The sequence below is a fragment of the Frisingicoccus sp. genome, from assembly GCF_048388605.1.
Lineage (GTDB): Bacteria > Bacillota > Clostridia > Lachnospirales > Lachnospiraceae > Frisingicoccus.
The window spans coordinates 1-21,775 of the sequence record NZ_DBGCTU010000033.1 but is presented as its reverse complement, the minus strand read 5'-3'; the positions used below and the strand labels follow the sequence as shown (position 1 = coordinate 21,775).

The window sequence follows — 21,775 nt, the reverse complement described above, 5'->3', positions numbered from 1 at the left end:
ATATACATATGTTTAAGTATTCATATGTAAATATATTCTTAGAGTATTATTATAACACCAATACTGGATTTCTCAATAGTTTTTTTCAGATTGTCACTTTTCTGAAAATCAAGTATAATATATGAGCGTGGCTACGGCCATAAATTCAAAACAAAGGCGGCAATACATAATGAATAAAAAAGAGATCAGTGAAATAAAAAAACAGTTTACCCCTTCCCGCTGCGCTGTCACCCGAATCTGTGGCTGCTATGTGGACGGTGAAAAAGAGAAAAAAGCCCAGATGAAAGAAATGTTTCTCTCTCTTCCTGAAGAGGAAATGTTTAAGTACTTTGATATATTCCGAAAAACTCTCTCCGGCACTCTCGGAAAAAATCTCGTCAATATGGAGTTTCCTGTTGAAGCCGAGGATTTCGGCGGCACCCAGGCTTTTTTAATGTCCCTTCGGGAAAGTCAGTTAAACGACCCAAATCTCCTGAATGAATTTTACGACAAAGTCATCGAATCCTATGACTATGGAGAGAATTATTTAATTCTGCTCATTCATTCCGTCTATGATGTTCCCGGAAAAACAACGGACGGCCTGGAAATGGAAGATGCCTCCGACGAAGTCTATGACCACATTTTATGTGCCATCTGCCCGGTAAAGCTGTCTAAACCCGGCCTCTCCTATCAGGCCGAAACGAACAGTTTTCATGACAGGATTCGGGATTGGATCGTAGAGCTTCCTGAAGTCGGTTTTCTTTTTCCGGCTTTTAACGACCGCAGCACGGATATTCACAATCTGCTGTACTACACAAAAAATCCGGAGGAACTGCGTTCCGGCCTGGTTGATGAGCTCCTCGGATGTGTCCTTCCGCTGACAGCCAAAACCCAGAAAGAAACTTTCCAGGCAATGATCGAAGATACCCTCGGTTTGGACTGCGATTATGAAACCATCCGAAACATTCATGATAACCTCCATGAAATGATCGAAGAAAAAAAGGAAGAGCCGGAACCCCTTGTTCTTGACAAAACGGATATCAAAAATCTTCTTGCCGGAAGCGGCGTTCAGCCGGAAAAACTGGAAGATTTTGAGAAACATTATGAGGCTTCCACCCCGGAATCCGTACCATTTATGGCATCCAATATCGCCAACACACGAAAATTCGAGGTGAAAACCCCGGATGTCATTGTCCAGGTCAACCCGGCCCGCTCCGACCTGGTGGACACCCGGATCATCGACGGCCGTCAATGCATTGTGATCGAAATTAATGACGCCGTGGAGGTCAACGGAATCCCTGTTCGGTTTCCAGCAAAAAAGACGGAAGAAACTCTCGATACTCCGGAAGAAACTTTTGATTGAAAATATTCAAAAACAGGAGATGTCGTCCTTATAGGAATGCGTCTCCTGTTTATATATCCGATTTATTAATTCTCAAATGCCCATTCTGCTTCCTTAAAGCCGACAAGCACCCTGTTATCCTCCACAACAATCGGACGCTTTACAAGCATGCCGTCACTGGCGAGCAGTGCAATCTGTTCTTCTTCACTCATCTCAGGCAGTTTGTTTTTCAGCTCCATATCTTTATACTTTTTACCGCTTGTATTAAAAAACTTTTTTACCGGAAGTCCGCTGCGAGCAATCCAATCTTTTAATTCTTCCTCAGTCGGATTGTTTTCAACGATGTGCCGGTCTTCAAAATCAACCTGGTGTTCTTCCAGATATTTTTTTGCCTTTCTGCATGTAGAACATTTTGGATACTCAACAAATAAACGATTCATCTTCTTCCTCCTGCTAAATAATAATATTATTACCCTATGATACCATTCATTTCGACACTTGCAAAGCCCGAACTTATCCGATATAATAAACTCCGTAATTTTGCGAAGGAAAAGGTGTTTCTATGATTTTGAATGTAAAAAATCTAAGCCATGGTTTTGGGGACCGGGCTATATTTAATAATGTATCTTTCCGTTTGCTGAAGGGGGAACATATCGGACTCATCGGCGCCAACGGCGAGGGCAAATCCACATTTATGAATATTATCACAGGAAAACTTATGCCGGATGAGGGAACGGTCGAATGGGCAAAAAATGTGCGGGTTGGATATTTAGACCAGCATGCTGTCCTCGAAAAGGGAATGACGATCCGGGATGTTCTCCAGTCCGCCTTTCAATTTTTATATGAGATGGAAGAAAATATGAATCAGATGTTTGAAAGTATGGCTGAAGCCTCTCCCGAAGAAATGGAAAAACTTCTCGAGGAAACAGGGACTATTCAGGACCTGCTGGAACAGCATGATTTTTATCAAATTGATACGAAAGTGGAGGAAATCGGACGTGCTCTCGGCCTGACGGAAATCGGCCTTGACCGGGATGTCACAGAGTTATCCGGCGGTCAGAGAACGAAAGTTCTTCTCGCTAAACTGCTTCTTGAAAAACCGGATATTCTCCTTCTGGATGAGCCGACCAACTATCTGGATGAGCAGCATATTGAATGGCTGAAACGCTATCTCAATGATTACGACAATGCCTTTATTTTAATCTCCCATGATATCCCGTTCTTAAACAGTGTGATCAATCTCATATATCATATGGAAAATCAAAATCTCGACCGCTATCCCGGAGATTATGATAAATTTCAGGAAGTCTATGCCATGAAAAAGGCTCAACTGGAAGCAGCCTATAATCGGCAACAGCAGGAAATCAGTGCATTGAAGGATTTTGTCGCCCGTAATAAGGCCCGTGTTTCCACACGAAATATGGCCATGTCCCGTCAGAAAAAACTGGATAATATGGAAATCATTGAATTGTCCAAAGAAAAACCGAAACCGGAATTTCATTTTAAAACCGCCCGTGCTTCGGGAAAAATGATCTTTGAAACGGATGATCTGGTCATCGGCTATGACGAACCGCTGACCCGCCCTCTAAATATACGCATGGAGCGGGGCGATAAGATTGCTCTCACCGGGGCTAACGGCATCGGAAAAACGACTCTTTTAAAAAGTATCCTCGGGTTGATTCCTCCCTACTCCGGAAAAGTTCACCTCGGCGACTATCAATATATCGGCTATTTTGAACAGGAAGGTGAAAAAGACAATCGGACAACCTGTATTGAAGAACTGTGGAAAGATTTTCCCTCCTACACCCAGTATGAAATCCGGTCCGCTCTCGCCAAATGCGGCCTGACAACCAAACACATCGAAAGTCAGATCCGTGTTCTGAGCGGCGGAGAGCAGGCAAAAGTCCGCCTCTGCAAAATTATCAACAGAGAAACCAACATCCTGCTTTTGGATGAGCCGACCAATCATTTGGATGTGGATGCAAAGGATGAATTAAAACGGGCCCTTCAAGAATATAAGGGCAGTATTTTATTAATCTGCCACGAACCGGAATTTTATCAGGATGTGGTTACCCAGATATGGGATTGCCAGGAATGGTCCACAAAAATTTTCTAAAAAGCAAAGACGAAATCTGAACATTCATTAGATTTCGTCTTTTTATCTTTCGTATATTCATAAATCTAATTCTCCTCTGAAGGGTAAATCAAACTGTAGAGTTCTTCATCGTCTGCTTCCGGATGGCTCTTTATCACAGCAGCGATCTTTTCAATACTGTCTTCCGACTCATCCATGAATTTTGCAATATCCGACACAGACACGCCCTTAGACAGATTGCTTTTTACAAGAGAAATTGCGTGAATATACATTCCTTCCTCTCTAGCCTCTTCCTTTTCGTAAATTCTTTCTTCCCAGGCCTGCATATATCTCACCCCGACTTGCTCATTTGTTCGAACCTTACATACCCGCTGATGTATCCGATGAATACGGTCGCTCTTAATAGAAGCCACGGTCTCATCTGTTGAACTTTCCACATAACGCAGAAAATCAACCAGTTCCTCCGAAACTTCATCCCTGTTCTTTCCCTTTGTATTCAAAAATATCCGCGTCGCTCCATCTTTCAGCAGATATTCCTGGGCCTCCTGGCACTGGGCTTTAAATGTGTATACATATTTTTTAAGGCCCAGAAGGTCAGACGTCATAATTAAAATGATATAACTTTCTTTCAACAGATTGTAATCTGTAATTCCCGGTTCTAAAAGAGATGTGTCCATCAAAGACTGATAATATCGACTTCGTTTTTGAATATCATTCCGTTTTTTTGGCTGCATCTCCGTATTATATGCCGTATCATTTTCATCTATGGCAAAAACATCCATTCGAACAGAACGGGCCAGCGGCGAAACCCGATGCTCCTTCTCACTTTCATTTTGTTCCAGCAGAGGAATATCATACCCCAAAATAATACTGAGGACATCCTGATGGGTTTGGGCATCATCCATGACTTCATCGAATAAAAACCGATTTGTCAGATTCAATTGTGTTAACGGTATCATTGGCTGCTTCATAGGCATTTCCTCCTTTATTTTATCATATTACAGTTAAAAATCAATTGTTGAAAATCACTCAGAATCAAGTACTTGAATATAAATATGTGGCCGGACAGGCCAAAAGATTTTTACAGGTCAGCCGGAATGGCTTTCCAGATATGCCTACATCTTATCATCAAAAAAATCAAATTGCAATCATCATCCATCGACAAATTTTGCGTCAAAAGCAGGGATATTGAAAAGTTCAATATCCCTGCCAAATATTTTTCTATATGTAATTACAGTGTCAAAGACGGTGCAGAATATACACGGGCGCCAAGTTCGGAATTCAGCATGTACAAGCCTTTGGCATCCGAACCGAAAAGTTCCATTTTTGTGATCATATCGCTGGCATTTTTCTCTTCTTCACCCTGCTCTTTAACGAACCAGTCAAGAAGCTGCATTGTACGGAAATCCTTTACTTCATGAGCTGCTTCGTAAATATTGTTGATCAGAGAAGTTACATATTTTTCATGCTCGAGACCTGCTTCCAGCGGAGCCATATGGCTGTCAAGAACTTTATCCGGTTTTGCAATGGCTTCTAAAGTAATCTTTTCTCCGTTGTTCTCTAAATACTGGAAGAAAAGCATTGCATGGTCGCGCTCTTCCTGAGCCTGAATTTTGTACCAGTTTGCAAATCCATCCAATCCAACGGAACCGTAATAGTTTGCAAAATCAAGGTAAAGATAAGCGGAGTAAAGTTCCTTATTGATCTGATCATTAATTAATTCTGCTACTTTTTTATCCATTTTATATTTCCTCCTGTAATTTAAATTTATCGGTTATGATTATAGCCCTTCGATGCTGTTTTTGTCAATATAACAACCTTAACGGATATTTAATTTTCTGTACCGGTTAAAGCAGGCAAATATCTCCTGTTTTCTCGGCATCGCGAGTCCGGCCGGAAGGTAACTGCCCTCGCAGACAGCTTTAAGATTGCCTGATTCAAGAACATGTATCAATTCCTCTACGATCTGCACCATTGTGCGCTGCCCGTTCATATAATGTTTCTGCGCATAATTCAGCAGATACCCCAAGGCCATGAGCTGTTCACTGTCCACCAGCTGCTCCACATAGCGCATATCGATCGTTTCCCGGTTAAGCTGAACACTGTCCTTTCCGAAAACTTTAATTTTTGTACGATCTCCCGGTCTTTCCGGAAATTTTCCATGCCTTCCGCCGTCAGAGGAGCCGCTTTTAAAGCCGACCGTCTTTTCTCCAGATCCACGCGGTTTTCTGTCAAAGGACGGCGCTTCACATGCCGGCGCTTTTTCCAATGTAAGGGGGAATTCTGCCGCTTTCGACTTTGCGAAATCGGTAATCTCATCCGGCACATATTGACGCATCTGAAGGATATGGTCCGCCTTATGAAAATAAGAACCTGAACTTCCGGCAACGATGATCGAAGATATGCCGTAAATTTCATATAATTCCCTCAATCGATCAATATAGGGAGTAATCGGTTCTGAATCTCTGCTGACGACAGATTGCATCAATTCATCCCGGATCATAAAGTTTGTTGCGCTGGTATCCTCATCGATCAAAAGCACTTTGCTGCCCGCCTCCATAGCCTCAATAACATTAGCCGCCTGGGAGGTACTGCCGCTGGCATCCTCCGTATCAAAATGTTTCGTATCTTTTCCGTTTGGCAGGCCGTTGATGAACATGGAAATATCGACGCTCCGGATGCTCCGTCCATCCTCGGCACGGATTTTCACAGCCGTATGATCGGTAATCACATATTCCCGTCCATCACCAATGATATGATTATAAACGCCCCGTTCCAGGGCTTCAAGAAGTGTCGATTTACCATGATAACCGCCGCCGACAATCAATGTCACCCCTTTTGGAATTCCCATACCGCGAATTTCTCCGCCATAAGGCAGATTCATCCTTATCGCCAGAGATTCCGGCGCTTTAAAGGCAACGGCTCCCTTCATCGGCTTTTGAGATATCCCTGATTCTCTCGGAAGGACGGCGCCGTCGGCAACAAAAGCACATAAATCTTTTTCTGACAGCATCCGGCGGATATAGCTTTGATCATCAGCCAATTCTGCAATTTTATCTAAACGTGCGCTGTCCAAAGACTGATAATATAAAGCTTTCTGCACGCAGGCCGGAATCAGTTCAAAAAATATTTTTATCGCCTCTCTCCCATTGATAGTCCGCCCGTTGGCCGGAAGACCCACCTCCATCCGGAGCAAAATATCCCCGGTTGCCGGATGGATCTCACAGCCGCTCCGCTCAAGAATCTCCTGTCCCGGACGACTGACGGAGATCAATCCGCTCTTCCCCGACCCTTTCGCCTTAAAAGCCGCCTTCTCAGCCTGATAACCAAACTGCCGAAGAAGCTCATCCTGCAAAGCGATACGCCGCGCCGGATTCTCATATAAAGCTTTCGGAAAACCGGAAACTCTCCCCTGAACCGACACGCTCACCTTTGAAGGCGCGGCGAAGGGATCTCCCTGAACATGATCTATCGAAAGCATATATCCCCGAAACTGATAGCTTCCCCGGATATCTTTATAGGCCGGATATCCCCGATGGTCGATACGCTCTAATAATTGACTTAAATCTGCTGCTGATTTCATATCATTACGCCTTTCTTATATTTTTATTTATTAAGTATAACATATTATCATTTTTATGCTATGATATTTTTACAAGAGGTTTCTATGAATCGAACACTGACATACATCCTACGGCCGGAGGACAATGCCGTTACCCATTATGAAGTTTTAAAACGCGAAAAGGGGCACAGCCTTGTTTCCTTCCATCCGGAAACCGGCCGTACCCATCAGATTCGTATTCCTATGAAACATATCGGATATCCCCTGATCGGAGACTATCTGTATAACCCGGACATGCGGCTGATCCACCGTCAGGCACTTCACTCATATCAAAAAGAAACGATTAACTGCATTTTAAACCGTTCCTCTCCAAACACGGCATGGGGTACATCCTTTGGCATGATCAATGTTTCTCCTTCTTTAAGGATAAACACTTCGCCGCCGACGGTAAATCTTCCCGTGCCGTCCAGCACCGTCACCATCGCATCACCACCGGCTGCATGAGTAGAAATTTCTTCTCCCTTGTCAAAGGAGAAAATAGTCATACTGACATGTTCATTTTGAACCAGAGTTTTACTTACTACCTGCCCCTCCTGATAATCTACTAAATCTTTCAACCTTAAACATGTCTGCTTTTCAATATTTTTATACATTTCTTACCTCCGCCTGAAAAATCAGTTTTTAATTCTATATTTTAAATTATACCCCATTTCGGCAGCACTGCCAAGTCAGGAATAATCCGCCAATAACTTCCTCTGATTTTTTCTGTATAAAATAAATGTCAGCACGGACAACACTGCCAGCATCAACAAAAATATCATTTCCGATGAAAGCTGTGGAAAAGCAAGCACTATTCCTGTCGGTATGAGCCATACCGCAAAAGCCGCAAGCATCGAAATTAAAGCGGCGCCGCTCTGCTTAACGACCTGTACCTCGCTCTCCCATTGGAGCAGAGGCAGCGCCATATTAGCGGATAAACCGGCCACCGCCGAAAACAGAATATATGCAGCCGGCACACAAAGGATAAACAGTCCGTCAATCAGACCGGGATGCAGGGCAATGATGCTCAAAATAACAGCCAAAATATAAAAGGGGGCCGCCAGTGATAAATTCAGGAGTATTTTGGCATCATAAATTTTCCTGTCGTCCAAAGGCAACGACTGCAGCCGCCACAGATTTTTCCCCTCCATGGAAATGCTGCAGGCAGTTGTCGGCATCATAGCCGGCATAAATCCAAGTATCAAAGGCCATACCCGGTTTACCAGTCCCGACATTCCTATCATTGTCTCAAATTTCCCCGGAGTATAGATCAACAGGGCGGCCGAAGCAATAACCATAAAAATATATCCAAACATCGTATTGCTGATGTAAATGCCGGATGCAAAATATCTTCGCAATTCCCGCTGCCATAAGGCTTTCATCACCGAATTTTTCCTTTGACTTTCCAGTTTATAATTATTTTTTGCCGATGCCGTATTCAACAAACCGCATATATCTATAAAATATTTTTTCAGGATAAAAACAAATCCGGCAAGAATCGCCGCCGAAACAGCGCACAAGCCAATCATTCCTGAAAACTCGCCTTTTACAACCGCCCTTCCGTAAATCCAGGCCGGCGGATACATTTTTTTCAGAGTGTCCGTCACAAGAAGGGCCATATTTTCAAGCTGCCTCATATCCATCGATTCCGCATTCCATGAAAAAAACATACTGACGCCCATAAGGGCGATGCCGAAGATCAATGTCAATAGGGCAATTCCAACACCCTTATGTTTCATCCGCGCTCCTATAGCCTGAATCACCGCACCGAAGATCAAGGCGATGCAAAGTGGAAGTATGGGCAAAAACAGCAGTCCCAAAACACCATAAATATAAAAAGAAATTGCCGGACGCATAACCCATCCATAAATTCCCATTCCCGGAAGCATTACAACGAAACTGAACAAAAGATTTGTCAAATACATAAGAACAAATCTGCTGACAATGATCGCAGCCGCAGACACGGGCCAGGAGGCCTGAATTTCATAAGTCTTTATCGAAAACATCGTATCTCCCACTTTAAATAAGGAGAAAAATAAAATAATCATACTTGCCGCCGTATAAAAATACATGGGCAGCACATCTTCCAGGCCGATCCTGATATAAGAAAATGACAATACAGCCATATAAAATATAAGGAGTAAGGCTAAGATCATCCATACAACTCCCATTAAAATAAATCGTTGTTTCTTCTTTTTATCCTTTGTATAACGCAGCTCATTGATGTGAAAAAGGGAATACAGCCCCAGCCGGGTCAACTGACATATCTGTTTAAACACCGCTGACCACCTCCATAAACAGGGATTCCAAAGACTCTCCCTGCGTCAGTTCCTCCATCGTACCGCCGGCGACCAGACGACCGTCTTTAATGATTGCCGCCTTATTACATAATTTCTCCGCTACTTCTAACACATGCGTCGAGAAAAAAATGGCCGCTCCCTCCCCGCACATCTTTCGCATTTTATTTTTCAAAGTCAGCGCAGCCTTCGGGTCCAATCCGACAAAGGGTTCATCCAGTATCAGTAATTTCGGCCGATGAATCAAAGCACCGATAATGACAAGTTTCTGCCGCATGCCATGGGAATAGGACGAAATCAAATCGCCGAGCGCTTCCGTAATTTCAAAATCCGCCGCCTCTTCTCTGATTCTTTTCACCCTCTCTTCGGCCGATACCCCAAAAACATCCGCAATAAAATTCAAATACTGAATTCCCGTCAAATATTCATAGATGTCCGGATTATCCGGAATATAAGCCATCTTTGCTTTGCACTGAACCGGCTTCTCCAGAATAGACATGCCGTCAATCCGAATTTCTCCTGCATCAAACTTCTGAATACCTGCAATGCACTTGATTGTCGTTGTTTTTCCGGCGCCGTTGTGACCGATAAAGGCGTAAATATCACCGCTTTGAATATGAAGACTCAGATTCGATACGGCCGTTTTCCCTCCGTGATAGGTTTTGGTTAAATTTTTTATTTCCAGCATTTTTCCTACCTCCTATGGACACAGAGTACACCTTCCCCTCAATGGAAAGTCAATAGCTTATTGACATTCTTTATTGACAAAGTTATACTGTTTTTATACTACATATGTAAGATTTGGAGGGAATTATTATGAACAATCTGCCTCAGATATCCGAAGCGGAATACGAAGTGATGAAAGTGGTATGGCGAGAAGCTCCGATCAATACCAATGCTGTCACTGAAATATTGACTCATAAAACAAGCTGGAGTCCGAAAACCATTCAGACCTTATTAAAACGGCTTGTAAACAAAAAGGCGCTGACCTATGAAAAGCAGGGCCGAGTGTTCGTTTACACACCTCTGATTGAAGAAAAATCCTATGTCAGACAGCAAAGCCGTTCCTTTTTGAAGCGCTATTTCGACGGGGACATGTCCCGCATGCTGTCGGCCTGCCTGGATGAAGAAGCTTTAAGCCAAAGTGAAATCGATTCCCTGCGGGCAATTCTGACAAACCACGAAAAATAGAAAGGAAGATTGTGATGACATCCTTTACGCTGCATTTCATCCTGTGTAACCTTTTTATTTCACTCTCTATTTTGATAGTTCTAGGGATAAAATATTTATTCAAAAACTATGCAGGAATTTTTCCATCCCGTAATTCCGGCGTTTCTCCCGTCTGCATCCGATAAATGTCCATAAAAACCAGTGTATTCAAAAAGGCGGCCGCCTGCTCTTCCTTCCACTCATTCAAAAGCAGATCATAATCTACATAACTCAGGCCGGAAATATATTTTTCTGTCAATTCCCGGCATTGCTTCGGCAGGGGCTTTAATCGAATGTACTCTCTCAGACTTCCGTGCATGGCGGTAAATTCCCTCATATAGATGAAATATCCCTTTTTTGTCAGATTCAGATCAACAATATTGCCGCTGCCAGTCTGATAGATTTCCGGGATTCCTTCTTTATTCCAGTGTATGCCTATATAATAGCTTTGAACTCTCCCTTCGCGGCAGATAAAAGTCAAAACCCCGAAGATTCCGTTTTTATAAGCCTGATATAAAGTCACCTGCCCATTTTCTCCCTCTTTATATGCATTATAAAACTGAACAGCCGCCTCATAATTATCTCTGTTCATTGCATCGATCTCAGCGCATATATCTCTGTTCGCTGACGCCAGAGATAAAGCCGCATCCTTCAGAGTATTTTCTTCCTCTTCAGTTAATATACTGATGGCTTCCCTCTCTGTATACCAATTTAAATCCACTGAATTTTCCAGAGAGAGCACCTGATTGGATACATATTGAAAAGAGCCGTCCGGCATTGGCCGGATCACAACTTTATGAGAAAATGCTTTATCCATCATCCTTTTCGGCCAAATGGCGTCCACTGTCAAGGTGAGCGTGCCGTCACTGTTCTGGCTGCAGTCCACCACCTCCGGATAGGGAATATTCGTAATCCGGGCTACATCATGAATTCCCCTTGGGCGATACTGATAAACATGATTCTCATCCTGATAAACCGTCCGTTTGCGAAGTGTCTCCCCGTCCATCTGAAAATATTTAAAAAACAACTTTTCAAACTCTTCTTCCGGAATCTCATACCGGTCATTTTCCGTATGTACACCGTAGGGCGATTCACAACCATAATCCATCCGATACAGCGGCTCAAATAAATCATAGAAATTCAACTGTTTAAAATTCTTCTCATTCCAATCGCACAGAAACATATTATTGAGATAATAATTAATGGGTGCTACGTAAGTTCTGCATGCTTCCCGGCACCGGCTATCCAGTGGTTTTACCCGGATAGCCCTGTAACCCATGTCTTTTTCATAGCCCTCCGGTAAAGACCGCTCAAAAAACAGATACCCTTTATCCGTATACACCCAGGATGCGGCCTGAAATTCTTCCTTAAATCCGGCTTTCGGCTCATTATTTTCCCAATTAACCATACATTGGCCGATCTCCACTTGTTTTCCATCGAAAGAAAAATGACAGCAGCACAGCTGGCCTTCGGACATAACAATCATCAGCACTGCCTCTCCCGCTATTTCCTTTTGTACATTTTCACAAAATTCTTCCATCTTCTCCGGACAGGTCATATTCCTTTGATTATCCGCATCCACAGCGCTGTAACCTGCTTCCCCCAAACGTTTAAGAAACTTTTCAGTTGTATCGGCGCCGGCCAGGGTTCCGGAGGCCGACGCCTCTTTATAAATATCCTGAACACATACTCCGGCCTCCTGCCCGACAGTCAATATATCTTTTGAAGCGGGGCCCTCCTCTTTTCTTCTGCATCCACTCCATATCACTCCGGCCAACAACGCCCATATAATTATAAAAAACCATCGAATATATTTTTGTTTCATAGCTGCTCCTCTTTATCTTACAAATGTAGGATTTATAATATTACACTTGTAAGATTGAGAAGTCAACACATTTTTATTCCGTTTCTCTGAGCCGTTCCACAAAAAACAGAAACAAAAAGAACGGTATCTATACTAAATGATAAATACCGTTCGCCTTTTTGATTGAATTCTAAATAAATGGTAATATGCTTTTTCGAGGCCTGGGTGTATATCACCCCGAATCCGCTGTCACAACTTCATAGCCATCCTGAGAAAGGGCAAATTCCACTCCCCGGTTCAGACCTGTGTCATCTTCTATAATTAAAACTTTCATTTTATTATACGGATTTATTTTTCCGCCAGCTCGCAGATAATATCCACGCATGTGTCCACACCCAATGTGGATGAACAGAGACAGATATCATAAAAATCTGCCACGCCGAATTCCGTGTTGGTGTAATAGGAACAATATTTTCTTCGCGTTTTATCCACAGCGCGCATCCGCTCAACAATCTTTGTCTCAGAAGAGTCCGGCATTTTTTCTTTCAAATGCATCATGCGGAAATATGGTTCCGCATGGACAAACACATGAAGGGCATTATCATATTCTCGCAGAATGGCATTCGCATTTCTTCCGACAATCACACAACGGCCTTTCTCTCCGATATCCCGGATGACTTTTTTCTGGGCCGAAAAAAGTTTTTCATTTAACGGCTTATTATAAAAATCAAAGAGGCTTTGGGCAAAACCAAAATTCATCGGCACCTTTTCATCCCATTTCTGCAGGCTTTCAACATCGATATTTGAATGTTGGGCCGCACGGAGAATAATCTCTTTATTATAAAACTCATAACCCAGTCTCTCTGCCACCGCAAGACCGATCGTACCGCCGTAAGCGCCAAATTCACGGCTGATCGTAATAATTTTCTTCATAATCCCTATCCTCCGGTTTATAAAACTTTGTTCAGGAAATCAATGGTTCTTGCCTCTTTTGGATGTTTGAGAACCTCTTCCGGAGTTCCCTGCTCCACAATATAACCGCCGTCCATAAAAACGATCCGATTTGCAACCTCTCTGGCAAAACCAATCTCATGGGTAACAACCACCATCGTCATACCGCCTCTGGCCAGCTCCTTCATAACCTCCAGAACTTCGCCAACCATCTCCGGGTCCAGCGCGGAAGTCGGCTCGTCAAAAAGCATGATATCCGGATTCATCGCCAATGCCCGGGCAATGGCCACACGCTGCTTCTGACCGCCGGAAAGCTGCGGCGGATAGACATCGGCCTTTGCTTCCATGCCGACACGGCGGAGCAGCTTCATCCCCGCTTCTTTCGCTTCTTCTTTATTCATCTTCTTTAATTCCACCGGCGCCAGCATAATATTTTCCAGCACCGTCATATGCGGAAACAGATTAAAATGCTGGAACACCATGCCGATATTCTCGCGGACTTTATTGATATCCACATGCTTATCCGTCACATTAAAACCGTCTATGATAATCGTACCCCCGGTTGCCACCTCCAGCTGATTCAGGCAGCGCAGAAAGGTGGATTTACCGCTTCCGGAAGGCCCAAGGAGAACGACAACCTCTCCTTCCGTGATATCAATACTGATATCCTTCAAAACTTCCAGCTTGCCGAAGCTTTTTTTCAGATTAGACACATGTACTTTAGTATTGTTCTGTTCCACGTTTTATCCTCCTCTCCATATATTTTGCCAGTTTGCTGAGTAACGTAATAACAACCAGATAGAATACCGCGATAATAGCCCATGTTTGCAACAGCGCCATCGTATTGCTGGCCACCGTCTTACCTGTATTCGTAAGTTCCGGGAATCCGATTGAAGACAGAATGGATGTATCTTTCAATGTGATGATAAACTGGTTAATGATCGAAGGAATCATGGTCCGAATCGCCTGAGGAAGAACGACCCGGCGCATACTCGTCCCATAAGGAAGTCCGAGACTTCGGGCAGCCTCCATCTGTCCCTTATCCACACTCTCAATACCGGCACGGATAATCTCCGCCATATAGGCACCGCAGTTCATGGCCAATGCGATCACGCCGGCCTGCAGAGCTGACAATCTGAAATTTGCAAATCCCAAGGATTTGATTCCCTGCGGCACACCAAAATAAATAAAAAATGCCAAAACAATCAATGGCACACCCCGCACCGCATCGACATAAATCGTACCAAGCAAATTAAAAAAACGGTTTTTGCCCACATTCATCAAGGCAAAAATCAAACCGATGATCAGGGCAAACACGAGTGACAGCAAAGTCAGCAGCATTGTATTGCCGAGAGATTTCAACAGCATGTTGAAATAAGTGTTAAGTATCGCGCCCATTCACACAACCCCTTCTGTATGTATTTTTGAATATTTATACTATTTTATCATATTGATAATAAAAAAACAAGGACGTCGGAAATTCTTTCGGAATCTCCGGCGTCCCATAAATATCAGCTATGTAATTATCTTATATTTATTCACCTAAATATTTAGCGATAATTTCATCATATTTGCCGTTTTCCTGGATGTTTTTAAGGCCTGCATTGAACATGTCAAGCAATTCCTGATTCTTTTCATCCATGATCGCAAAACCATAAGGTGCGCCTTCACTCTCCATGCCTTCCGGAATTTCAAGTTCAAGACCGCCTTCTTTAATATTGGCAGCCATGATCGGGGTGTCTTCAACGCAGGCAACGCTGTTACCGGTTATAACATCCTGATACATAGATGGTGAATCTTCAAATACAGTAACTGTAAATCCGTATTCATCCTTCAGGCTGTCTGCGAAATCCTTACCTGCCGTACCCTGTTTAACCGCAACATTCTTACCGCTTAAATCTTCAAAGCTCTTAATATCGCTGCCCTTTGCAACGGCAAATGTCTGGGTTGCATTGTAGTAACCGTCAGAGAACATCCATCCCGCATCGATACGTTCCTGCTTGATCGTTGCGCCTGCGATGATTCCATCAGCCTGACCGGCCTGAACAGCCATCGCTGCCGCATCAAAGCCAAGACTACTCAATTCATACTTGAAGCCCTGATCCTCTGAAATCGCCTGCAAAATATCCACGTCAATACCTACAAAGTCGCCGTTCTCATCGGTGTATTCGAAAGGTTTAAAAACTGTATCTGTGGCGATAAGCCATGTTTTTTCACCGTCTGCAGCTTCCTTGCTTTCTCCGGTCTCACCGGCTGTCTCTGCAGTTGTCTCTGCCGCCTTTGTTTCTGCTTCTTTGGAACCGCATCCGACAAGGGCGCCGACAACCATCGCGGAACATAATAATAATGCTAAAGGTTTCTTCATTTTATAATTCCTCCTCAATATAATTTAAAAAAGCGGAATACAAGGCACACCAAACGTATCTTTTGACGCCATCGTCTTCCGCTGATTTCACTCTACTATTATATTAAATCACAGCGCTGTTGTCAAGGTCTCTATTCCAATACCTGATTTCTCTGATCCTGAAGAACCTATCGATAAAAAATCCGCATCAGCCAAAACCGATGCGGATTTAAATTTTATCTACCAATTAAATTCGTTTTATGAAAACGGCTTAAAAGGAGCTTTCCATTCTGCTCAGGCAAAGGAAGTTCTCTTTTCTTTACGGTTTCACCGTTGCCTTCATCCAGAAGATAAGTCAACGGGTCAACAGCCACACCATTCTCTTCCACCTGGAAATGCAGATGATTGCCGGTGGAATAGCCGGTTGTACCGCTCACACCGATCTGCTGTCCTTTGGCGACTTCCTGTCCGACCTCAACATAAATTTCTGAATGGTGCATATATTTCGTAACAAGTCCATTGCCATGGTCAATAACAACCCAGTTTCCGGCGGATTCACTGTATCCTGCCACCGTCACAACTCCGGCCTCTGCGGCATAAGTTGGAATATTCTCACTGCCGGTAGCCAGATCAACGCCCTTATGGAACTGCATGTCGAAATTTCTGAAACCAAAGGTACTGGAAATCGTTGAACCCGGGCACGGATTTGCAAAACGTCCAATCATATTCGAAAAATCCATGAGCGTTAAATCATCCAGGCGATACAGATCATAAGTCGTCATAATCTTAATGAGGCTTTGTCCATAATTCACATCGGTTGCCCACCGGCCGCCGATACGCATGGCGAAAGTATTTGCATCATTCACATCTTTAATTAAATCTGCGTAATTTTCTTCAATCAGCTTCTGACGGTCCTCAATAGCCTCCGTATAGGTGTGATATGCTCTGAACGCTGCGTTTGCCGAATACAGCCTGCCTTCCGCATCCATCTCTATCGTGCCCATATTGACACTGCCTGCTGTGCCTGTACCTTTGATACCGAACAGGTTGCAATACTGAAATGCCAGATAAGAAAGTCCGCTGCCTTCATCGCCGCCCGGTCCATAAGAACCATAACCGGATTCCTGAATGATCTGTGCAATTGTCACAGATGCAGGATAACCGCTTTCATCCTGACATTTCAATGCGCCGACAACCATCTCCTGAGTAATGAATGAAGGCAGTCCCTCGATCGGCACCGTCACATTATACTGGATACGGTCCTGCACCTTTGAAAACTGCTCAGAGGATAAAAAGCTTCCGGGATTAAAATTTCCTTCAACCACAGGGGTTTCCGGCTTTTCTTCCGGCTTCTCACTTTCTGTCTCTGCAGCGCTTTCAGTTTCCTCTGTGCTTTCTGTTTCCCCGGCACTCTCAGTTTCTTCTGTGCTTTCTGTCTCTACAGCACTCTCGGTTTCCTCTGTGCTTTCCGTTTCCTCGCCGCTTTCGGTTTCTTCTGTGCTTTCCGTTTCTACAGCGCTCTCAGTTTCCCCTGTGCTTTCTGTCTCTGCAACACTTTCAGTCTCCGGAGCGCTTTCCGTCTCTTTAATTTCCTCGGTTTCCGGCGGCGCTTCTGTCTCTGCCGGAATCTCCGCTTCTGCCGGAGGCTCCGTTTCTACAAAATCAGCCTCGATAACCGGAGTCTCATCACTCCACAAAATAACACAATTGTTTTCCAATATGTAATGCCAGCCGGCAGGCAGTTGATAACCGGTCCGCGCCTGAAAAGCCTCCGGTGTTTCCCCGGTGACCACGGTGCCCTCCGGTGCCGCAAGAACCTGTCCCGGCATCGCCAGCGATAAAGCCAACGACACGGCCGCTACTCGAATCGCTTTTGAATACTTCATCTGCATCCTTCCTTTTTCTTTTTTCCCATATTTTGGCCTCTTAAGCAAAATATCATTTTCATTCTGAAATCAGAATAACACACCGAAATCTTAATCTAATCTCATTTTGCATCTCTTCTGGTTTTTTTTATTTCTTTTTAAAATCCAAAATGATTGTATATTGGATACCCCAACAGACATCCATATAGAATATATTATAATGCACTGAAAAAATATTTCAACTATTTTGCATGAATTGATTTATTTTTTAAAAATAAATTGACTCTTTGAATATAATGTTATATAATGTTATATAATAAATAATAACAAATATACCATAAGGAGGATTCCCATGAACGTAAAAGAAATTGTTTCTGCAATCAAAGCAGACAAACCTGAAATCGCTTCTGTTTACTTTGTCGGCTGCGGCGCTTCCCAGGCAGATTTATATCCTGGAAAATATTTCCTTGATGCCAATGCAAAAAAACTTCGCGCCAGCCTCCACACGGCTAATGAATTTTATTATTCCACACCAGCCGGTGTCGGTCCTGATGCTATTGTTATCACATGTTCTTTGAGCGGCGGTACTCCGGAAACAGTTGCCGCCACAAAAAAAGCAATGGAACTTGGCGCTGAGGTTATCTCCGTAACGATTGACGCCGATTCTCCACTGGCTAAGGCCGGAAAATATCAGATCATCCATGGTTTTGCAAAAGATTATGCAGCTAAAATGGAAAAAATGACGAATGTCCTTGCCCTTGCATGTGAAATCTTAAATACATATGAAGGCTATGAACATTATGACGATATGCAGGACGGTTTTTCCAAAATCTATGATTTGATCAATAATTCCGTTAAAACACTGATGCCTCGGGCACAGGCTTTCGGCAAAGAATATAAAGACATGCCGATGCTGTATGTCATGAGTTCCGGCGCAACAGCTATGGTCGCCTACTCCTTCTCCATGTTCTTGATGATGGAAATGCAGTGGGTAGCTTCCAGCTCCTACAACTGCGGCGAATTCTTCCACGGTCCATTCGAAATGGCTGAAAAGGATGTTCCTTACCTTCTTCTGATGAATGACGGCCCTACACGCCCAATGGATGCAAGAGCCATGACTTTCCTGCAGAGATTCGATACAAAATTGACGGTTGTTGACGCTAAAGACTTTGGTCTCTCTTCCGTCATCAAATCCTCTGTGGTTGAATACTTCAACCCGATATTACTGTCCGGCGTACTCCGCATGTATGCGGAACAGCTTGCTCAGGAAAGAAATCATCCGCTGACAATGAGAAGATATATGTGGAAACTTGAGTACTAATTGATAATTTCTCTTCTTTAACCAAAAAATGGTCCGCCTCGGAAAGTATTTAAAACACTTCCGAGGCGGACCATTTTTTCACCCATAATTACTTTTTACATAATAATTGTCAGCGTATACCGCTCCGCATTGATGAGCAGTTTACTGCATAGAACCTCATTTCCCTTTTCGTCCAAAGCGACATCATAATGAAGCAGGAGCGGATGCTTCGCTGCTACATCCAGAAGTTCCGCCTCATGCTCCGTGGCATAGCAGATTCCGACCTCTTTTGTCGCATGGGCGATTTCCGTGCCATGACTCCGCAAAATCGAATATATGGAACCGTTCAAATTTTCTTCCGCAACATAAGCATACCGGTTTGACAAACAGGTTTCTTCCAGCATAACGGGTACATCGTCACTCTTTCGGATTCTGACAATCCGAAGAACAACGTCATCCTTGCCAACCTTCAGTCGTTTACATATTTTCGGATCAGCCTTTTTCCATTCCACTGCCAGAATCTCTGATGAAGCCTTCTTCCCGTCCGCCTCACACATTTCAGTAAAACTGAGAACTTTATTTTTCAGTACACGGTTCAGCTTATTGGTTGTGACAAAAGTGCCGATTCCCTGTTTCTTCATCACATACCCGTCTTCCGACAAAATATTGATGGCCTTACGCACAGTAATACGACTTACATGATACTTTTCTCCCAATTCGGCCTCTGTCATAAGCTTATCTGAATCCTGTAATTCTCCGCTCAATATTTGTTCTTTAATTGTATCCGCCAATTGCTGATACATCGGGATTATTGAATTTTTATTCATTTTTACCCTTCCCTCTATAATTTTTACCTCCTCCTCTTCCGTTTTAAAAAAGCAGGACGCATATAATGATATTATATCATCTTATGCGTCCTAAATCTACCAGATTTCTTCTAACTTTTAATTACTGCTTATTATTCTACGATGAAGTTAGCAAGTGCTTCTTCGTCAAGCTGTGCTGCTGCATCAGACTGCATCTGAGCCCAAAGGCCTTCTTCAGTGATATCAGCGAAGAACTGGCTTGCCCATTCTGCAAAGTCTTCATTGCCGTATGCCATGCAAAGACCGCAGCCTTTATCAAATTCATCGGTTGGTTCCCATGTCAGACTGTCAACAACTGCCAGATCCGGGTTCGCTGCAACGGACATTGCTGCAGATACAGCGTTCATACATGCCAGATCAGATTTTCCATTTTTTACGGAAAGAAGAAGGTCAGAAACAAGGCCTAATTCCTGGATTTCGGCATCCGGATAGAGATGCTGTGTCATTGTGATATCGATGGAACCCATCTGTCCGCAAACGCTGACGCCTTCAAGTGTGCCTGTGAATTTTTCATTATCCACATTGTCCTTTAAAGCTACGTAACATTCATTGGATTTGTGATATACATCTGTGAATAACCATGTTTCTTTACGTTCATCTGTAGGACTCAGACGTGTAACAAAGAATACCTGATTAGCTTCCAATGCGGACATACATCCGGTGAAATCACTTTCATAGAATTCTACTGTAACTTCGCGGTCAAGATACTCGCTGAGACGGTCTGCCATCTCATACATACCGGCAACTTCAAAACCGGCCAATACATCTTTTCCATCCTGTACTGTGTGGAAGCAGAATGTCGGGTCATTACCGATGATACCAACTTTTAAAACGCCGTTTTCTTTCAAATCCTTAAAAATTGGTCCCATTTCGCCTTCAGCTACTGTTTCTCCGGCCTCTGTTTCTGCTGTTGTCTCTGTTGTTTCTTCCGCAGCTGCTGTTGTTGTTGTTGTGTCTGATTTACTGGAGCAGGCAGCTAAAGACATTACCATAGTACCAGCCAGCAATAAAGCTGCAACTTTTGTCATTTTTTTCATGGTTTCTCTTCTCCTTTTTAATTATATTTATAAGCCTTCCGACTTACAGTTCATTATGAATTTCTATTTACAGCATCTTACTCAGGAAATCCTTTGTCCGCTGATGCTGAGGATTGGTGATGACGTCTCTCGGATTGCCCTCTTCAACCACATAGCCGCCGTCCATAAATACAACCCGGTCGCCAACCTCACGGGCAAAGCCCATTTCATGGGTAACAACCACCATGGTCATTCCCTGTTCCGCCAGCTGACGCATGATCTGAAGAACCTCGCCTACCATTTCCGGGTCCAGGGCTGAAGTTGCCTCGTCAAACAAAATAACTTCCGGATCCATCGCCAGAGTTCTGGCTATAGCCACACGCTGTTTCTGTCCGCCGGACAACTGGGACGGATAAGAATCGGCCTTATCTGCCAGTCCAACCTGTTTTAAAAGCTCCATTGCCCGTTTTTCAGCCTCCGCCTTCGGCGTCTTTTTTACTCTTCTCGGGCCAACGGTCACATTATCCAAAACACTTAAGTTTTCAAAGAGGTTAAAAAGCTGGAATACCATCCCGAATTTTTCACGGTATTTATCAAGCTTCATATCCTTTCTCAAAATAGATTTTCCATGGAAAAGAATATCTCCATCCGTAGGTTTTTCCAAAAGATTCAGACATCTTAAAAATGTTGACTTCCCGGAGCCGGACGGGCCGATAACAACGACAACCTCACCGCGGGCAATCTCCATGTCCACCCCTTTTAAAACTTCCAGGCTGCCAAAATTCTTTTTTAATTGCTTTACCTGAATAACAATATCTTTCTCATCAATCATGTGCATGCAGCCTCCTCTCCAGAATACCGATCAGCTTTTTCAGTATATATGTAATAATGAAATAAATAACTGCCGTAACGATCAACGGCTCAAAAGCCAGGAATGTATTTGCCCGGACTGAATTTGATGTATAAGTCAACTCATGAAGGGCGATAACGTATACGGTAAATCATGGGTACCGTTGATTTTATAGGCCGCCATTGCTGGCGACCAAATAACCATATTTATTTTACCCGGCATATTTCCGGCAGCTTTGCAGACCACGGCAGAAGTT

General features: G+C 43.5%; 20 protein-coding genes and 1 pseudogene. 5 read left to right on the top strand and 16 right to left on the bottom strand.

The window, feature by feature from the left end; genetic code table 11:
• Positions 1-169 precede the first annotated feature (169 nt).
• Positions 170-1,342, top strand: a complete 1,173-nt coding sequence (locus ACMN7X_RS08200; RefSeq protein ID WP_418746976.1) for a DUF4317 domain-containing protein — start codon at positions 170-172, stop codon at positions 1,340-1,342.
• 65 nt (positions 1,343-1,407) lie between these two features.
• On the opposite strand, the gene ACMN7X_RS08195 is transcribed toward ACMN7X_RS08200, so the two are convergent.
• Positions 1,408-1,788 carry an arsenate reductase family protein gene (locus tag ACMN7X_RS08195; RefSeq protein WP_418747025.1) on the bottom strand — a complete coding sequence of 127 codons (381 nt, stop codon included), beginning with the start codon at positions 1,786-1,788 and terminating at the stop codon, positions 1,408-1,410.
• 95 nt (positions 1,789-1,883) lie between these two features.
• Between ACMN7X_RS08195 and ACMN7X_RS08190 the strand changes: the two genes are divergently transcribed.
• Complete coding sequence (locus tag ACMN7X_RS08190) at positions 1,884-3,437, top strand: ABC-F family ATP-binding cassette domain-containing protein (protein ID WP_418746975.1); 1,554 nt, start codon at positions 1,884-1,886, stop codon at positions 3,435-3,437.
• A 65-nt stretch (positions 3,438-3,502) separates the two neighbouring features.
• On the opposite strand, the gene ACMN7X_RS08185 is transcribed toward ACMN7X_RS08190, so the two are convergent.
• The 3 genes from ACMN7X_RS08185 to ACMN7X_RS08175 form a co-directional block, all read right to left on the bottom strand.
• Complete coding sequence (locus tag ACMN7X_RS08185) at positions 3,503-4,387, bottom strand: Rpn family recombination-promoting nuclease/putative transposase (protein WP_418746974.1); 885 nt, start codon at positions 4,385-4,387, stop codon at positions 3,503-3,505.
• 260 nt (positions 4,388-4,647) lie between these two features.
• Positions 4,648-5,157: a ferritin gene (locus tag ACMN7X_RS08180; protein ID WP_178041405.1), complete on the bottom strand. Its 510-nt coding sequence runs from the start codon at positions 5,155-5,157 to the stop codon at positions 4,648-4,650.
• A 78-nt stretch (positions 5,158-5,235) separates the two neighbouring features.
• On the bottom strand, positions 5,236-6,999 hold the full coding sequence (locus tag ACMN7X_RS08175) for an ABC-ATPase domain-containing protein (protein ID WP_418746973.1): 1,764 nt from the start codon (positions 6,997-6,999) through the stop codon (positions 5,236-5,238).
• Between the two features lie 60 nt (positions 7,000-7,059).
• On the opposite strand from ACMN7X_RS08175, the pseudogene ACMN7X_RS08170 reads away from it, so the two are divergent.
• A pseudogene (locus tag ACMN7X_RS08170) lies at positions 7,060-7,215 on the top strand (pseudouridine synthase); the annotation flags it as partial.
• Positions 7,216-7,307: 92 nt separating this feature from the next.
• On the opposite strand, the gene ACMN7X_RS08165 reads toward ACMN7X_RS08170, so the two are convergent.
• The 3 genes from ACMN7X_RS08165 to ACMN7X_RS08155 form a co-directional block, all read right to left on the bottom strand.
• Positions 7,308-7,631 (bottom strand): cupin domain-containing protein, encoded by a 324-nt coding sequence (locus ACMN7X_RS08165; RefSeq protein ID WP_418746972.1) that lies wholly within the window; start codon positions 7,629-7,631, stop codon positions 7,308-7,310.
• A 75-nt stretch (positions 7,632-7,706) separates the two neighbouring features.
• Positions 7,707-9,296: a hypothetical protein gene (locus ACMN7X_RS08160; RefSeq protein WP_418746971.1), complete on the bottom strand. Its 1,590-nt coding sequence runs from the start codon at positions 9,294-9,296 to the stop codon at positions 7,707-7,709.
• Positions 9,289-10,002, bottom strand: coding sequence for an ABC transporter ATP-binding protein (locus ACMN7X_RS08155; protein WP_418746970.1), 714 nt, complete (start codon positions 10,000-10,002; stop codon positions 9,289-9,291). The genes ACMN7X_RS08160 and ACMN7X_RS08155 overlap by 8 nt, the downstream gene beginning before the upstream one ends.
• A 128-nt stretch (positions 10,003-10,130) precedes the next feature.
• Here ACMN7X_RS08155 and ACMN7X_RS08150 point away from each other — a divergent pair, with 128 nt between their 5' ends.
• A complete protein-coding gene (locus ACMN7X_RS08150) occupies positions 10,131-10,505 on the top strand; it encodes a BlaI/MecI/CopY family transcriptional regulator (RefSeq protein ID WP_418746969.1) in 375 nt (124 codons plus the stop codon).
• A gap of 106 nt (positions 10,506-10,611) precedes the next feature.
• On the opposite strand, the gene ACMN7X_RS08145 is transcribed toward ACMN7X_RS08150, so the two are convergent.
• The 6 genes from ACMN7X_RS08145 to ACMN7X_RS08120 all read right to left on the bottom strand — a co-directional run bounded on the left by ACMN7X_RS08145 (position 10,612) and on the right by ACMN7X_RS08120 (position 17,508).
• The gene (locus ACMN7X_RS08145; protein WP_418746968.1) at positions 10,612-12,348 is read right to left on the bottom strand and encodes a DUF6070 family protein; all 1,737 of its coding nucleotides are present in this window, start codon (positions 12,346-12,348) and stop codon (positions 10,612-10,614) included.
• A gap of 327 nt (positions 12,349-12,675) precedes the next feature.
• Positions 12,676-13,260, bottom strand: coding sequence for an AAA family ATPase (locus ACMN7X_RS08140; RefSeq protein ID WP_418746967.1), 585 nt, complete (start codon positions 13,258-13,260; stop codon positions 12,676-12,678).
• A 17-nt stretch (positions 13,261-13,277) separates the two neighbouring features.
• Positions 13,278-14,018 carry an amino acid ABC transporter ATP-binding protein gene (locus ACMN7X_RS08135; RefSeq protein WP_418746966.1) on the bottom strand — a complete coding sequence of 247 codons (741 nt, stop codon included), beginning with the start codon at positions 14,016-14,018 and terminating at the stop codon, positions 13,278-13,280.
• Positions 13,999-14,676, bottom strand: coding sequence for an amino acid ABC transporter permease (locus ACMN7X_RS08130; protein WP_418746965.1), 678 nt, complete (start codon positions 14,674-14,676; stop codon positions 13,999-14,001). Before ACMN7X_RS08130 ends, ACMN7X_RS08135 begins: the two co-directional genes overlap by 20 nt.
• A gap of 136 nt (positions 14,677-14,812) precedes the next feature.
• Entirely contained in the window at positions 14,813-15,643 is an 831-nt protein-coding gene (locus tag ACMN7X_RS08125; RefSeq protein WP_418746964.1) for a transporter substrate-binding domain-containing protein, read from the bottom strand.
• 215 nt (positions 15,644-15,858) lie between these two features.
• A complete protein-coding gene (locus ACMN7X_RS08120; RefSeq protein ID WP_418746963.1) occupies positions 15,859-17,508 on the bottom strand; it encodes a peptidoglycan DD-metalloendopeptidase family protein in 1,650 nt (549 codons plus the stop codon).
• Between the two features lie 331 nt (positions 17,509-17,839).
• On the opposite strand from ACMN7X_RS08120, the gene ACMN7X_RS08115 reads away from it, so the two are divergent.
• Entirely contained in the window at positions 17,840-18,808 is a 969-nt protein-coding gene (locus ACMN7X_RS08115) for an SIS domain-containing protein (protein WP_418746962.1), read from the top strand.
• Between the two features lie 95 nt (positions 18,809-18,903).
• Here ACMN7X_RS08115 and ACMN7X_RS08110 read toward each other — a convergent pair whose 3' ends face one another.
• From ACMN7X_RS08110 to ACMN7X_RS08100, 3 genes are all read right to left on the bottom strand, one after another.
• Positions 18,904-19,614, bottom strand: a complete 711-nt coding sequence (locus ACMN7X_RS08110) for a GntR family transcriptional regulator (protein WP_418746961.1) — start codon at positions 19,612-19,614, stop codon at positions 18,904-18,906.
• A gap of 131 nt (positions 19,615-19,745) precedes the next feature.
• Positions 19,746-20,690 (bottom strand): transporter substrate-binding domain-containing protein, encoded by a 945-nt coding sequence (locus ACMN7X_RS08105; RefSeq protein ID WP_418746960.1) that lies wholly within the window; start codon positions 20,688-20,690, stop codon positions 19,746-19,748.
• A 67-nt stretch (positions 20,691-20,757) separates the two neighbouring features.
• A complete protein-coding gene (locus ACMN7X_RS08100; RefSeq protein WP_418746959.1) occupies positions 20,758-21,501 on the bottom strand; it encodes an amino acid ABC transporter ATP-binding protein in 744 nt (247 codons plus the stop codon).
• Between the last annotated feature and the right edge of the window lie 274 nt (positions 21,502-21,775).

Bases quoted from the DNA above. Each gene is read 5' to 3' on its own strand.
- ACMN7X_RS08145 (WP_418746968.1), bottom strand. From the start codon at position 12,348: ATGAAACAAAAATATATTCGATGGTTTTTTATAATTATATGGGCGTTG.
- ACMN7X_RS08200 (WP_418746976.1), top strand. From the start codon at position 170: ATGAATAAAAAAGAGATCAGTGAAATAAAAAAACAGTTTACCCCTTCC.
- ACMN7X_RS08150 (WP_418746969.1), top strand. From the start codon at position 10,131: ATGAACAATCTGCCTCAGATATCCGAAGCGGAATACGAAGTGATGAAA.
- ACMN7X_RS08100 (WP_418746959.1), bottom strand. From the start codon at position 21,501: ATGATTGATGAGAAAGATATTGTTATTCAGGTAAAGCAATTAAAAAAG.
- ACMN7X_RS08190 (WP_418746975.1), top strand. From the start codon at position 1,884: ATGATTTTGAATGTAAAAAATCTAAGCCATGGTTTTGGGGACCGGGCT.
- ACMN7X_RS08120 (WP_418746963.1), bottom strand. From the start codon at position 17,508: ATGAAGTATTCAAAAGCGATTCGAGTAGCGGCCGTGTCGTTGGCTTTA.
- ACMN7X_RS08105 (WP_418746960.1), bottom strand. From the start codon at position 20,690: ATGAAAAAAATGACAAAAGTTGCAGCTTTATTGCTGGCTGGTACTATG.
- ACMN7X_RS08180 (WP_178041405.1), bottom strand. From the start codon at position 5,157: ATGGATAAAAAAGTAGCAGAATTAATTAATGATCAGATCAATAAGGAA.
- ACMN7X_RS08130 (WP_418746965.1), bottom strand. From the start codon at position 14,676: ATGGGCGCGATACTTAACACTTATTTCAACATGCTGTTGAAATCTCTC.
- ACMN7X_RS08185 (WP_418746974.1), bottom strand. From the start codon at position 4,387: ATGAAGCAGCCAATGATACCGTTAACACAATTGAATCTGACAAATCGG.
- ACMN7X_RS08115 (WP_418746962.1), top strand. From the start codon at position 17,840: ATGAACGTAAAAGAAATTGTTTCTGCAATCAAAGCAGACAAACCTGAA.
- ACMN7X_RS08140 (WP_418746967.1), bottom strand. From the start codon at position 13,260: ATGAAGAAAATTATTACGATCAGCCGTGAATTTGGCGCTTACGGCGGT.
- ACMN7X_RS08110 (WP_418746961.1), bottom strand. From the start codon at position 19,614: ATGAATAAAAATTCAATAATCCCGATGTATCAGCAATTGGCGGATACA.
- ACMN7X_RS08175 (WP_418746973.1), bottom strand. From the start codon at position 6,999: ATGAAATCAGCAGCAGATTTAAGTCAATTATTAGAGCGTATCGACCAT.
- ACMN7X_RS08165 (WP_418746972.1), bottom strand. From the start codon at position 7,631: ATGTATAAAAATATTGAAAAGCAGACATGTTTAAGGTTGAAAGATTTA.
- ACMN7X_RS08155 (WP_418746970.1), bottom strand. From the start codon at position 10,002: ATGCTGGAAATAAAAAATTTAACCAAAACCTATCACGGAGGGAAAACG.
- ACMN7X_RS08125 (WP_418746964.1), bottom strand. From the start codon at position 15,643: ATGAAGAAACCTTTAGCATTATTATTATGTTCCGCGATGGTTGTCGGC.